12 protein-coding genes are annotated in these 13,973 nt (G+C 66.1%); 1 reads left to right on the top strand and 11 read right to left on the bottom strand.

What is annotated here, in order from left to right:
• Positions 1-119: 119 nt before the first annotated feature.
• From BWQ92_RS10530 to BWQ92_RS10520, 3 genes are all read right to left on the bottom strand, one after another.
• Positions 120-698, bottom strand: a complete 579-nt coding sequence (locus BWQ92_RS10530; protein WP_076799463.1) for a single-stranded DNA-binding protein — start codon at positions 696-698, stop codon at positions 120-122.
• A gap of 55 nt (positions 699-753) precedes the next feature.
• Positions 754-1,059, bottom strand: coding sequence for a 30S ribosomal protein S6 (rpsF, locus tag BWQ92_RS10525; protein ID WP_003800148.1), 306 nt, complete (start codon positions 1,057-1,059; stop codon positions 754-756).
• A gap of 222 nt (positions 1,060-1,281) precedes the next feature.
• Entirely contained in the window at positions 1,282-3,786 is a 2,505-nt protein-coding gene (locus BWQ92_RS10520; protein ID WP_157365138.1) for a hypothetical protein, read from the bottom strand.
• 130 nt (positions 3,787-3,916) lie between these two features.
• Between BWQ92_RS10520 and BWQ92_RS10515 the strand changes: the two genes are divergently transcribed.
• The gene (locus BWQ92_RS10515) at positions 3,917-4,252 is read left to right on the top strand and encodes a YnfA family protein (protein WP_076799461.1); all 336 of its coding nucleotides are present in this window, start codon (positions 3,917-3,919) and stop codon (positions 4,250-4,252) included.
• Between the two features lie 93 nt (positions 4,253-4,345).
• Here the strand turns inward: BWQ92_RS10515 and BWQ92_RS10510 are convergent, their stop codons facing one another.
• The 8 genes from BWQ92_RS10510 to BWQ92_RS10475 all read right to left on the bottom strand — a co-directional run bounded on the left by BWQ92_RS10510 (position 4,346) and on the right by BWQ92_RS10475 (position 13,964).
• Complete coding sequence (locus BWQ92_RS10510; RefSeq protein WP_076799460.1) at positions 4,346-5,767, bottom strand: amino acid permease; 1,422 nt, start codon at positions 5,765-5,767, stop codon at positions 4,346-4,348.
• Positions 5,768-6,003: 236 nt separating this feature from the next.
• Positions 6,004-7,338, bottom strand: coding sequence for a M18 family aminopeptidase (locus BWQ92_RS10505; protein WP_076799459.1), 1,335 nt, complete (start codon positions 7,336-7,338; stop codon positions 6,004-6,006).
• 21 nt (positions 7,339-7,359) lie between these two features.
• Positions 7,360-8,286, bottom strand: a complete 927-nt coding sequence (locus tag BWQ92_RS10500; RefSeq protein WP_076803651.1) for an intradiol ring-cleavage dioxygenase — start codon at positions 8,284-8,286, stop codon at positions 7,360-7,362.
• Positions 8,287-8,379: 93 nt separating this feature from the next.
• A complete protein-coding gene (locus BWQ92_RS10495; RefSeq protein ID WP_076803650.1) occupies positions 8,380-9,078 on the bottom strand; it encodes a response regulator in 699 nt (232 codons plus the stop codon).
• A 23-nt stretch (positions 9,079-9,101) separates the two neighbouring features.
• On the bottom strand, positions 9,102-10,475 hold the full coding sequence (locus BWQ92_RS10490) for a sensor histidine kinase (protein WP_076799458.1): 1,374 nt from the start codon (positions 10,473-10,475) through the stop codon (positions 9,102-9,104).
• A 9-nt stretch (positions 10,476-10,484) separates the two neighbouring features.
• Positions 10,485-11,363, bottom strand: coding sequence for an ABC transporter (locus BWQ92_RS10485; protein ID WP_076799457.1), 879 nt, complete (start codon positions 11,361-11,363; stop codon positions 10,485-10,487).
• A 4-nt stretch (positions 11,364-11,367) separates the two neighbouring features.
• Positions 11,368-12,312, bottom strand: coding sequence for an ABC transporter ATP-binding protein (locus tag BWQ92_RS10480; RefSeq protein ID WP_076799456.1), 945 nt, complete (start codon positions 12,310-12,312; stop codon positions 11,368-11,370).
• Between the two features lie 149 nt (positions 12,313-12,461).
• Positions 12,462-13,964, bottom strand: a complete 1,503-nt coding sequence (locus BWQ92_RS10475; protein ID WP_076799455.1) for a bifunctional phosphatase PAP2/diacylglycerol kinase family protein — start codon at positions 13,962-13,964, stop codon at positions 12,462-12,464.
• Positions 13,965-13,973: the final 9 nt, after the last annotated feature.

Here is a 13,973-nt window from a genome sequence, read left to right as displayed (position 1 = left end):
TATTCTAGGGAGCCCGTGAATCGTGATCCACGGGATGGTGGTGGTCCGATCGCGGCGTGCACAAACGTGCCATATGGCACGCCTTCACGCATGCTGCGCCGGACCTTGTGTTTGTTTGTTTAGAAGGGAGGTTCGGAATCCGGGCCGTTGCCCCAGCCGCCGCCCGCATTGCTGACGCCGGGCGTTGCCCAAGGGTCATCCTGCGCTGCGGGCTGGTTGCCGCCCCAGCTTCCTCCGGTGTTGCCGCCCTGGTTTCCACCCTGGCCGCCACCGAATCCACCGCCACCGAATCCGCCGCTGTTGCCGCCGCCGAATCCGCCCTGGCCGCCGGAGCGCTGGGTGCGGTTGACTTTGGCATTGGCGTAACGCAGGCTCGGGCCGATTTCATCGACTTCGAGCTCGATAACGGTGCGCTTCTCGCCTTCCTTGGTTTCGTAGGAACGGCTCTTCAGGCGGCCGGAAACAATCACGCGGGTGCCCTTGGTGAGGGACTCGGCAACGTTTTCTGCTGCCTCCCGCCAGACCGAAGCGCGGAGGAACAGGGTTTCCCCGTCCTTCCATTCGTTGGACTGGCGGTCGAAGGTGCGGGGCGTGGATGCGATGGTGAAGTTCGCTACTGCCGAACCTGACGGTGTGAACCTCAGTTCGGGGTCATTGGTGAGATTACCGATGACCGTAATAGTGGTTTCGCCTGCCATCTACTGCCTCCTTGTTCGTTCCTGCGGTGTAAAGAATGAAAGTTGGGAGCTGAAATTACTCAGCAACAACCTTCTGCTCTTCGGGGCGGATGATCTTGGTGCGCATGATGGTCTCGTTGAGACCCAGCTGGCGGTCAAGTTCCTTGGCGGTAGCCGGCGTCGCGGTGAAGTTCACCACGGCGTAGATACCTTCGGACTTCTTCTTGATGTCGTAAGCCAGACGGCGACGGCCCCAGATGTCAACCTTTTCGATGGTTCCACCATCGTTGGTGATGACGTTCAGGAACTTCTGAAGCGACGGCTCTACGGTACGCTCTTCGACCTCGGGGTCGATGATTACCATCAATTCGTAAGGACGCATATGTGAACCCACCTCCTTTGGGCTAAGCGGCTACGGTATTTCCGTAACAGGAGGTTCATTTGCGATGTCGCGCAGGCCCGCATCCAAAACGGATCAGGGCGCAGCACAGACTTCACTATCTTAGTGCATCGGGATGGAATTCCGCGATTCGGACAGATCCCACGCTAGTGGCCCCGGCGAGGCACCGGAAGCAGCGGCCCGGCTATGTGGAAAACCATCGCGTCAGAACCGGGAAAGGGTGACCACGACCTTGCCCGACTCGACCGCGACGTTGCCACTTACGTAGAACTGCGCTTGGTCCGTTTCCTTCTCCCACTCGGGGTTTGTTTTGCTGAACGAGGCATTCCTTTCATAGCTCACAGTTGCCTCACCGGCCTTGCCGCCGCTGATCCGCCATGTACCGTCGAACGATTGGGTAAGCGTGTAGTCAGGATCTGTGGTGACCGACCATTTGACGTTCCGTACATCGCCGAAGGCAAACCATGAAAACGGGCATCCCTCCGGTTCGAGGTCTGTGGATTTCTCGCACGCAGCCAGGGCGGCAGTCACCTGCCGGGAGGTCTCAGCCACAAGTGCATCCGAGGCCGTCACTGTAAGCCTGACCGTCTCTGGGGCCTGTGGCAGCGACCCGCCCGAGACCACCACCTGCTGTTCCTCAGCGGAGAGGTACTTCTCGCTGTCCGGAAGACCTACCGAGTAGGACCCGGGAAACGCCGGAAGACTGATATTCGTACCTAAAGCGGTGGCCCCGTTATGACCGGAAGCAACGGTTACTCCGTTGACCGAAACGGCGGAAACGGGCGCGTCTGCGGAGACAGTGACGTGTTGCAGCGGGAACGCCTCGAGCTTCCAATGATCGTTCAGGAGTTCCGGCTGGTTCTTGGTGAGGGTGAACGTTTGCTCGTACTTGCGGCCGTCCTGGCGCAGTTCGGCACGGACCTGCGCCGACTCACCGGAAACCTTGCTCGAAATGATCGAGTAGCCGTCAATGCGGTTCTCCGCGGCGCCGAGAATCTCATTCGTCAAGAGGGTCCGTTCCTCATTGGGCACGTCAGGATCCAGAATTTCCATTGCCTTCCGTGCATCGCCGTCAACGAGTGCCTGGACATACTCCTTCACGGGTTGGTCCGGGCCTGGCTTGACCGCATTGACGGTAATCGCCGAACCGACGGCAAGCACAGCCACGGCGCCGATGACGGCCAGTGACACCAACAGGCGCTTCCTGCCCCTGGCCGAAAGCGCCTGTTCGGGAACGGAGGTCACCACTGCCCCTTCGCCGGACCCGCCCCATCCTGCATGGCCGGCGCCGGCAGCCCCAGGAGAGCCCAAGGGCCCGGCGGGCAAGACACGGACCAGCCGCTGCAGCCTGCCCGGCACCGCCGGCAACAGATAAGGCGCCAGGAAGCGGGCCGAAACCTCAACCAGCAGTCCCCAGGCGAGGAAGACGACAGGCGACCACCACGCGGGGGCCAGAAGGTACTCCCCGGCGCCGAGTCCCGGCGCGTCAAAGCTTGCCTGCACGGCCAGGAGCGGCAGCAGCAACAGTCCCAGAATGAGGAACGCAGCGGGCACGGCCATCCACGACCGGGGGTCGGCGTTGGCAACCTGCCCCCTGCGCAGCAGAACGCAAAGTCCGGTGATGACCGTACAGGCCAGTGCAAGCGCCAGAGCCGCCCACACTGCACCGGCGGCCTCAAAGCCTGCTGCATCGGCTCCGAAACCGTACACGATGTAGTCCTGGTTCTGGCCCTGCTGTCCCCCGAAAATCAGGGACGTCTTTGCCAGTACATGGAGGCCGCCAAGGTGGCCGGCCACCAGGGCATAACCGGCCACGTTACCCAACAGCAGCGGACCGGCCAGCAGCGCCGCCCAGCCATCTGAAATGGCAGCCGTGATCCACGCCGCGGGTACGGCGATCGTCGCAAAAACCGCGGTATGGATAACGACGGCAGCCACCGGCAGGTTTAGTGCAGCCCGCCAGCCCGCTGCAGTGGGTGACTGCGATCGCCGGGAGAAAACGGCGTTGCGGGACAGTGCAGACAACCCGAAACCGAGAACGAAGGCGATAAAAACAGACCACCCGTTCACTGCAGAAATGGGATCTATGCTCACTCCCGCCGTAAGCGGGAAGCGGATCGCGGCGGCCGCGGCCGCGCCGTTCACCAGCAGCGAGAAAACCGCTCCGGTGACCGCAGACTGGAGCAGAAGCTGCGGACGGCCAGCGGAAGGAATCCGCAGTTCCGCCAGGCGGCTGGCCAGGCAGATGCTCAGGATGCTGACCAGCAGCAGCGTCACCGGGACCGCATAAACGTGGCCCTCACCCCGGATGGATCCGAAGAATGGCAAGGCGCCTTCCACGGCAGTGCCGGCGCTGCCCAAGTGCGCCATTGCGGCCAACTGCGCAGCCAACTGGCCCAGCTGCGACCACGCGTCGGGTGCTTGCTCCGTGGCGACCGTTCCGCCGAGTGCCGGAATCTGGTTGCCTTGCCTGGCGGCAATGCCGGCGAGGGCGAGCACCAGAGCCACCAGGCCGAGGATGAACGTAGCCGCGTACGATGCAACCGCAACGGCGGCTCCGGTCCACAACGGGCGGATGTCGAAGGAGGACGCGGACTTCTGGAAGCCGGGCTGTTGGAAGCCCGGTTCTTCAACGACGGGCGGTGTTCCAGGTTGATGTGCCGGAAGTTCGGGCACGGCAGGCGTGGAAACAGGTGGTTGTTGCGACATTTTCCCCAGATTTCTGTCGGACTCACTGATGCTGTGAATGTTGGGGGAATTTGCCGGCGCCGCCAGTCATATGACGAACGGCTGTGGACACTCCTCGGGTGCCAGGAACACGGACCGGGATACTGGAACCATGACGATCCTGAAATCCGTGATTCTCTTCGCCCTCGCCGCAGCGGCGGAGATCGGCGGCGCCTGGCTCATCTGGCAGGCTGTCCGGGAGGACAAGGCCTGGTGGTGGGCCGGGCTCGGGATCGCCGCGCTGGGGTTCTACGGCTTCGTGGCAGCCTTCCAGCCGGACGCCCATTTCGGCCGGGTCCTGGCGGCGTACGGCGGGGTGTTCATTGCCGGTTCCCTTGCCTGGGGCATGCTGCTGGACGGCTTCCGCCCGGACCGCTGGGACTTCATCGGTGCCGCCATCTGCCTCGTGGGCGTCGCCGTCATCATGTTCGCCCCGCGGAGCGGCTAGAACAGCAGGGCTGACGGGCAACGCAAAACATCCGCCCGGTCAGGCCGAAACGGCCAACCGGACGGATGTTTTTGGGTCAGGTATTGAACGGGATTACGACGCCGGCCCGGACCCCACGCCTGCCTCCTCAGCCTGCGGCGCGGCAGCTTCCCTGGCAGCACCTTCCGGGCCGCCCTTCCGGTAGCGCCACACGCCCAAGCCAACCACCACGGCGGCCAGTGCAACGGAAAGCAGGAGGGACTCGCGGGTGGAATCCAGGATCACCATGCCGATGATGAGCGCAACGATGCTTCCGATGGCCAGCCAGGTGAGGTAGGGGAAGAACCACATCTTCAGGGACAGGTCCTTGGCGGCGGCCCCCATCCGGCGGCGCAGCACCAACTGGGAGGTGGCGATGACCAGCCATACGAACAGCGCGATGGCGCCGGAGGTGTTCACCAGGAACAGGAAGACCGTGTCCGGGGCGATGTAGTTCAGGCCCACGGTGATGAAGCCGACCACCGTTGAAGCGAGCACCGGGGCGGTGGGCACGCCGCGCTTGGAGATGCGGGTCCAGGACCCGGGGGCGTCGCCGCGCTGCGAGAGCGAGAACAGCATGCGGCTCGCAGTGTAAAGGCCCGAGTTGAGGCAGGAAAGGACAGAGGTGAGGACCACGACGTCCATGATGGTGCCTGCACCGGGGATGCCGAACAGTTCGATGACCGCGACGTAAGGGCTCTTGGCCACACTGGCGGAGTTCCAGGGCAACAGCGTGACAACGATTGCAATGGAGCCGATGTAGAAAACGAGGATGCGCCAGACGGTGGACTTCACGGCCTTCTTGACCGCGTCCACGGGGTTTTCGGATTCACCGGCGGCGATGGTGGCAATTTCAGCCCCGAAGAAGGAGAACACCACAACGAGGATGCCGGCGAGCACGGCCCCCGGGCCGTTGGGCATGAAGCCGCCGTTGTCCAGGAGGTTGTTCAATCCGGGGGCCGGAACGCCGGGGACCAGGCCAAGGATCGCGGCCGCGCCGAAGAGCAGGAACAGGACAATGGCGGTGACCTTGATGGAGGCGAACCAGAACTCGAACTCCCCGTAGGACTTCACCGAGCCCAGGTTGGTCAGCGTGAGCAGGATCATGAGCGCCAGGGCCCAGACCCACTGGTCGATGCCGGGCACCCAGCGGTGCATGATCGCCGCGCCGGCCGTGGCTTCGATGCCCAGCACGATGATCCAGAACCACGCGTAGAGCCAGCCGATGCTGAATCCGGCCCAGCGGCCCAGCGCCTTGTCCGCGTAGGTGGAGAAGGATCCGGTTTCCGGGTTGGCGGCGGCCATCTCGCCAAGCATCCGCATGACCAGGATCACCACAATGCCTGCGGCCATGTAGGCCAGCAGGATGCCGGGACCGGCCTGCTGGATGGCCGCGCCGGAGCCGACGAACAGCCCGGCGCCAATAACGCCGGCGATGGCGATCATCGACAGATGCCGGGGCTTTAGGGATTTCGACAGTTGTTGGTCAGCGTGCATGGCTGCGCCACCTCGTTTGTTGCAGGTTTTGGAAAGTGGTCGGGCGGGCGAAAGTGCCTGTGCCGCGCACCACATGTGCGTTTCACACTAAATGAGCCGCGGGTTGCTCCGGGCTGTGCAATCAAACAGTTTACGGGAGTGCAAAACAGGCAGGCTGCCAAGTCCGGGCATAAATAGGCAACAAATGTTGCTCCAGAGGTGATTCTGTAACGGCCCCGAAACTTCGGGTGTGACGGCTAGACCGGCGCCGCGGCTCCAAAGAAGCGTTCAGTCACCCGCGCAAGGCGGTGCGGATCCTCCACCCCGCAAAGCTCCCTGGCCGAGTGCATCGACAGCAGCGGAACCCCCACATCCACCGTCCTGATCCCAAGCCGTGTGGCAGTCAGCGGGCCGATGGTGGACCCGCACGGCATCACGTTGTTGGAGACGAACTCCTGGAAGGGGACCTCCGCCTCACCGCACAGCCGCGCCCAGAAGGCTGCTCCGGCGGCGTCGGTGGCGTACCGCTGGTTGGCGTTAATCTTCAGCAGCGGCCCGCCGTTGAGGACAGGGCGGTTGACGGGGTCGTGCCGTTCGGCGTAGTTGGGGTGGACGGCGTGGCCGGCATCGGCGGACACACAGAACGACGCCGAAAACGCCTGCCGCCGCTGGCTCACCGACGCGCCCAGTCCGTCCGAAATCCGCACAAGTACGTCTTCAAGTACCGGGCCGGAGGCTCCGGACCGGGAGGCTGACCCGATTTCCTCGTGATCGAAGGCGGCGAGCACGGCGATCGGCGCGGTTCCACCGGATGCAGCGGGACCGCCGTCGGAAGCGTCGGCGTGCGCGATCAGGGCCGTGATTCCGGCATGGGTCGCGGAAAGGTTGTCCAGCCGCCCGGACGCGAAGAACTCACTCCTGGCTCCGAAAACAGCAGGGGCCTGCGTGTCCGCGATGACGACGTCGTACCCGCCGATCCGGGACGGGTCAACTGGCTTTCCGTTGCCGGAAACCCGTCCGGCCAGCAGGGCAAGCAGGTCCTCATCGCCGGGATCACCGAGGCCGAACACCGGGTTCATGTGCTGTTGCTTGTCCAGTGTGAGGCCCTCGTTCACGGCACGGTCCAGGTGGATGGCCAGCTGGGGAAAGCGCAGCAGCGGCCCTGTCGCAGTCAGGTGTTGCGTCCCGTCCAGCATCACCAGCCGACCGGCCAGCTGCAGTTCCCGGTCCAGCCAGGAGTTCAGCAGCGGTCCGCCGTAAACCTCCACGCCGGCCTGGAGCCAGCCCAAACGGCCCGTGGTCGGCTTGGGCTTGAGCTTGAAGGAGGGCGAATCCGTGTGGGTACCCAGAATGTTGAAGCCGGTGGTCGGCCCGGCGCCCGCAGGCGTGACCCAGGCAATGAGCGCGCCGTCCCTGACCACAAAGTATTTGCCCACCGCAGCGTCCCAGGACTGTGCCTCGTCCAGGCCGGTGAACCCCGCCGCCGCCAGGCGCCGGGCACCCTCCTGGGCGGCGTGAAAGCTCGACGGCGAGGCGCTGACGTACTCGCCCAGGTCCCGGATGTGCTCTGCTGCTGAGGAATGGAGAGGCATGGCTCCGAGTCTAGCGGTGCCCTAGATGGTGACGTTGAGCCCTGCCGTGTAGCCGCCGGAGACGGAGCCGGACATGGTGGCCAGCTGGTAGATGCCGCCGTCCCCGCCGAAGACGTTGTCCGAATTCAGCGTGGTGTTGGGGAAGTTCCGGGCACTGGTTTCATAGCCCGTGGAGGCGTAGACCTCCCGGCAGGCGGCGTCAGTCAGGGCGATCTGCGAGACCGCCAGGACCTGGCCCGCAGCGGTGGCGTTGTTCATCGACTCGAACACCTCGAAGTGGATGTGCGGCCAGCGGCCGTTGTAGGCGCCCGGGAAGATGGTCTTGAAGGTGACCTGGCCGGTGGCGTCCGCTTCCTGCACGCCGCGCAGGAAGTTCTCGTTCTCCAGGCCTGAATCGTAGAGCGAGTACCGCCCCTCCTTGTCGCAGTGCCAGGCGTACACGGCCGCACCCGCGAGTGGGACGCAGCCGTTGGCGTTGTCGAGCAGGGTCAGGGTCACGGTCAGCGGCACGCCGGCCGCCTTGGTAGTGGACGCGCCGAAGCTTGAGGTGATGTCCTGCCGGACCACGCCGGAGGCTGCCAGGACGTTCGGGCCGTTGGAACCGTCACCGGGGTACGGTCCGGCCGTCTCCTGCGGGATCTCCACGCCGCATTCGGCGATCGCACGGGTCATGGTGGGTGACGCGGAAGCGGTAGCCGGCGGCGCCGTCGTCGTTGTGGTCGCCGAAGCGGTGGCAGCGGGGCTTCCGGAGGCCGACGCCGGCCCGGACGGTGCGGACGACGTCCCGCCCGGCGTGCACGCCGCCAAAGCGGCGGCCGTGCCGGCGCCGAGGAACAGGCCCAGCGAGCGGCGCGACATCAGCGTGGAGAGATCGAATTCGAGCCCGCGGTCATGGTTGGGGTGCGGCTCGTGCCGGGACTGCCGCCCGTCGGGGGTTCCGTTAGTCATGGCACCCATCCAACTCCAGCCGGCTATGCCCTGCATAGGCCCTTACTGTGCGGATGCTGTGCCCCTGCCGCCGGTGCGATCAGTAGGGTGCGGTCAGTAGTCCGGGTTACTCGGCGTCACGAGCCCGGTTTCGTACGCGTACACCACGGCCTGGACGCGGTCCCGCAGGTGCAGCTTGGTGAGGATCCGGCGCACATGGGTCTTCACGGTGGCCTCCGACAGGAAATACCGGTGGGCGATCTCCGCGTTGGACAGCCCCTCGGACATGGCTTCCAGCATTTCGGTTTCGCGTGGCGTCAGCTCCTCCAGGAGGGGATCGCGGGGAGGGGGTGCGGGCGGTGCGGCCGCCGGGACGGCGCCGCGGACGTACGTTTCAAGGAGCCGCTGGGTAACCCGCGGCGCCACCACGGCGTCCCCGCTCGCCACCACCCGCACGGCCTGGACGAGTTCTGCCGGCGCCACATCCTTCAAAAGGAAGGCCGATGCACCGGCCTGGAGCCCGGCGAAGGCGTACTCGTCCAGGTCAAAGGTGGTCAGGATGATGACGCGGGCACGCGCACCCAAGCCGGTGATGGCACGGGTGGCCTCGATCCCGTCGAGCGTGGGCATCCGGACGTCCATGAGCACGACGTCCGGGTCGAGCTCCTCCACCTGGCGGACGGCGTCGGCACCGTCGGAGGCTTCACCCACCACCTCGAGGCCGTCCTCGCCCTCCAGGATAAGCCGGAACCCCATCCGCAGCAGCGGCTGGTCATCCGCCAGCAGGACCCGGAGCCGTCCGGACTCGTTCATTCGTTCCCCCCATTTGCCGTTCACTACGTTGCCGTCCCGCTTGCCGGTGCCAGCATGGTGCTGGTGCCGTCCTGGATGCTGCCGTTGAGCGTCAGGACCGCCCGCACGCGCCAGCCGCCGCCGGCGGCCGGGCCTGCCTCCACCGTACCGCCGTAGATTCCGGCCCGTTCCTTCATCCCGGGGAGGCCCTGTCCCGTGCCGGGACGCGCGGCCGCACCGGCTCCCGCACTGCCCCCGCCGGGGATGGCGGCCTCCACGGTGCCCCGGCCGTCGTCGAGCACGTCAATGGTGACGGTGGAATCCTCCCGCACCACCAGCACGTCCACCCGGCTCAGGGCGCGGCCGTACCGCAGCACGTTGGTCAGGGACTCCTGCACGATCCTGTACACGGTCAGCTGGAAGGCCACGTCCTCCGGCAATGCGGGCCCGGAATGCGAGTAATGGACCGGCAGGCCTGCGGCCCGGAAACCGTCCAGCAGCTTCCCAAGGCTGGCACTGTCCGCGAAGGGTTCACGGGGCGCCTGGCCGGCGGCCGGGTCGGCCGGTGCATCATCCCGCAGGACCCCAAGGACGCGGCGCATGTCGGCCAGTGCCGTGCGCCCGGTCCGGGACAGTTCCGCCAGCACCTCCGCGGCGCGCCCGGGATCCTTCCGGACCACGACGGCGGCCCCGTCGGACAAGGCGACCATCACCGTCAGGGAGTGCGCCACGACGTCGTGCATCTCGCGCGCGATCCGGTTGCGTTCGGTGACGGAACCGAGGCGGGCGGCCTGCGCCGCCCAGGCCGCGATCTCCTGCTCGTGTTCCCGACGCTGGCGCACCGAGATGCCGATTCCGGTGGCGATGACGTTGGAGAAAGCGATGCTGGTGCCGGCCGCGATGCTCGTGATCACACGGAACTCCTCGGCCGAGGCGGCCGGGTGGGGCAGCTCCCGCTCCAGCGGGCCCACGGCCGCCAGGAAATACAGCAACGCAACCGGCGCCGTGGCCAGTGCCGCGGTCGCCAGGGCGAAGCGCCGGGTGTGCACCACGGCCACCGCGTAGAGCGAGAACCACAGTCCCGCAGACACGTTGGATCCCCACGGGTGGAGCAGGGTCACGCCGACTTCGGCAGCCGCAATGAATGCCACGACGGCCACCGGACGGTAGCGCCGCAGGAACAGGGACAGCGCAACGGCGGCGAGCAGGGCGATGGCACCCCACCGGCCTGCCTGCCCGGCGTCGATGACTGTCGGCAGCACCAGCACCAGATAGCAGGCGACGACCACCGCGTCCATGACCCGCGGACGCCGGTACAGGTAGCGGCGGAGCCGGCCCCGGCGCCGGGCAGCAAGCTCGGCGAAGGACGCGTCAGCCGGGGTGGCTGGCGCGTCCTTCACGGAAACAGTGTTGACCATCTTGTTTGTCTACACATCCCGTTTCTTCAGCAGGATCATGGCCAGCACCACAGGCACCACCACCCATGCGCCCAGCACCAGCGCCGCCTGCCAGACCTCGAGCGTGTCCGGGACGTGCTCCACGGCGGTCAGCGGGTTCACAGTGTTTCCCGGAAGGTACTTGCGCGCCTCTTCGAAGAAGTCACCGGGGATGAGCTGGAACGCGATCGGTGCCACGAAGAACAGGCCAACGAGTGCCATGATGCCGCCGGCTGAATTCCGCAGCAGCGTCCCGAAAGCCATGCCGATTGCGGCCACCGCGGCCACGTAGGCACTGGTGACGAGCAGCAGCTTGACTGACTGCGAGCTTGCGAGGTCGAGCTTGAGGCCGTAGTTGTCCAGGATCGGCACCGCCACCAGGCCGGCGAGATAGACGGACACCGCAGTCAGGGCAAAGCTGCTGACCACAACCACCACCAGCTTGGCAATGAACGCGGGGAGCCGCTTGGGCACGGCGGCGAAGGTGGAGCGGGCCATGCCGGTGGTGAACTCGGAGCTCATGAGCAGGACGCCCAGCGAGCCAAGGATCAGCTGCGCAAAGGACGCGCCGGAGGTGGGGACGCTGACCGCCAGGTCGCCGCCCTGCGCAGCCATCTGGGCTGCTGCCTCGGGGTCGGCGGCAGCCTGGTCCGCGAACTGTCCTGTTGCCCAGGCGGACAGTGCGCCGAACCCCACCACCACGACGGCCGTCGAAGCGAGCAGGATCAGCGTGGACAGGAGAGTGCGGAACTTGATGAATTCCGAATTCAGGACCCGGAGGAAACTGGGACCGGGTCCGGGGCTTACTGCATTCCGTGTGCCGGTGCGGCGGGAGCCGGGGGCGGGCTGGATGGAAGTCGTTGTGCTCATGGGGTCAGTTGCCTCCGGCCTGGGCAGGAACCGGAGTTCCCGTGGTGATCAGTGAGTGGTACTCGACCTCGTCCTTGGTCAGCTCCATGTAGGCCTCTTCAAGACTGGCCTGGAGCGGCGTGAGTTCATACACCAGCACCTGGTTGTCCAGTGCAGCCCGGGCAATCTGGCGGGGATCCAGACCCGTGACCTCCAGGAGTTCGTGGTCCTGCAGCTCCACAGAGACCCCCGTTCCGGCGAGGACGTGCATGAGCCTGTCCGGCTGGTCCGAGCGCACCCGCGTCCGGCTCTGTCCCTTGCCCGCGATGATGTCCCTGATGGCGGCGTCGGCGATGATCTTTCCGCGGCCAATCACGATCAGGTGGTCCGCTGTCATGGCCATCTCGCTCATGAGATGGCTGGAGAGGAACACCGTGCGTCCCTCGGAAGCGAGGTACTTCACGAGGTTCCGCACCCAGACCACGCCTTCGGGGTCGAGGCCGTTGACGGGTTCGTCCAGGATGATGGTCTGCGGGTCACCGAGGAGGGCGGCGGCGATGCCCAGCCGCTGGCCCATGCCGAGGGAGAAGCCCTTGACCTTTTTCCGGGCCACGTCCGCCAGGCCTGTCATCTCGATGACCTCGTGCACCCGCTTCCGCGGGATGCTGTGGGTGGCGGCCATGGCCAGCAGGTGGTTGTACGCCGAGCGGCCCGTGTGGACCGCCTTGGCGTCCAGCAGGGCACCGATCTCGCGCAGCGGCGCCTTGTGCCGGGCGAACGGTACGCCGTTGACGGTCACCGTTCCCGCCGTCGGAGTATCCAGGCCCATGATCATGCGCATGGTGGTCGACTTGCCGGCCCCGTTGGGTCCCAGGAACCCGGTGACCTGTCCGGCCTGGACGGTGAAACTGACGCCGCCGACGGCGGTTTTGTCGCCGTAGACCTTCGTCAGGCCTTCTGCCTCAATCATGGAAGCGTTCCTTTGCGTAGCTGCGGGCATGCTCTCTGGTGTGCACGTTCCACGCTACCGACGCGGCCCGCCCAATTCGCCGGTCTCAGGGATGATTCAGGGGCAAATCAGGGGTCCGCTCATCATCCGGTGGGATGAGGGGCCGTTCGTCAGCTGTCCTCCTGCGGGGAGTAGTAGCGCAGGGCGGCGCGTTTCAGGGTGAACTCGGCGGCCCGGACCCCCGGTATGGCCTCGCCGTCCACCGCCAGCACCATGGGCGCTGTTCCGCACTCCACCCGGACCCGGGTGGCTTCGCTCAGGTGGGTGATTTTGGACATCCCCACCGTTCCTGTCAGCACGGACCACAGCATGCGCAGCCGGGCGAAGGACTCATCGGCTGTCATCATCCTGACATCCAGCACGCCGTCGTCCAGTACCGGGCGGATGAGCGGGGCGTGGTCCCTCGGGTAGTACCGGCCCCGGCCCAGGTACATGATCCACAGCCTGTGCCGGACGCCGTTGACCATCAGCGTGATCGGCTTCTCCACGGCGAAAGTCCGGAACATCGCCACGACGCCGGCCAGCGGTTTACCCAGGGCAGGCTGAAGCTGTTCACGGCGGCGCACAAGGTTCGGGTACAGCCCGATGCTCGCGGTGTTGAGCATGGTGAGCTCCACCCTCTCGGGGTCATCGGCGAGTCCCCGCTCCACTGCGACGGCACCAACGTCCGCCAGGGCCGCCTCCCCGTTTTCTGCCGCCTTTACGGCTTCAACGATGGATGGCGTCCCGGCGTCCCGGGCAAAGTGGTTGAGGGTACCGCCGGCCAGAACCAGCAGTGGAAGATCATGTTCGACGGCGGCCGCCGCAGCGGTGCCCACGGTGCCGTCGCCTCCCCACACCCCGAGCGCCCGGATACCAGGCACGGTGGCTGCCTCTTCCATGCGCTGGACAACGTCATCCTCGGGTGCCACGAGCGTTATATGAGCGAGTGGGAATACTTCTTTCAGGGCTGCCGCCGTCTCCTCCGTGAAGGATCCGCCCAGCGTATTAACGACGATGCTGAGGCCGTCGCCCTGCGGGACCTTGGCTACCTCCACCCGCCGTCTGGATGTGGCGGGTGTGGGGGGACGAACGGGCCACCATTTCCTTGTCACCAGTGCAGCGCCGGCCCCGATCGCCGAACCGAACAGCACATCCGAGGGCCAGTGGGCGCCTGTATGCACTCTGGAGTATGCAACTCCGGCTGCGACCGGAGCCACCACCGCTCCGAGTGCCGGCTGCACCATTCCGGTGCCGAGCGCGAAGGCCACGGCGGAGGCCGAGTGGCCCGAGGGCATGGACGAACTCGTGGGCTGGGGATGGACGAAGCGGAACACCGGCAGATGTTCCGGCAACGGCCGGGCGCGGGGAAGGAGGGTCTTGAAAACGAGGTTGGTCACGGCCGACGCCACCCCTTGGGCCAGTAACCCGTGCAGCGCCGCGCGCCTGGTGCGCCCCGGTATGGCGGCGGCCACGGCTGCCACGCCGAACCACAGCTTTCCCTTGTTCGCCGAGGCCGAGAGCCGGCGGAAAAAGGTGTCATGGTGCCCGCCCGGAAAGCCCGAGATGGCCCGCATCAGCATGCGGTCCATGGCGGCAACCCAGCCCGGTCCCCGGTGCAGCATTCGTCGCATTTCCCCACC

Origin of the sequence: Arthrobacter sp. QXT-31 (genome assembly GCF_001969265.1) — a bacterium.
In the GTDB taxonomy this organism is placed as follows: Bacteria; Actinomycetota; Actinomycetes; order Actinomycetales; family Micrococcaceae; genus Arthrobacter.
The sequence above is the reverse complement of the archived record's forward strand: the minus strand, read 5'-3'. Positions and strand labels throughout refer to the sequence as shown.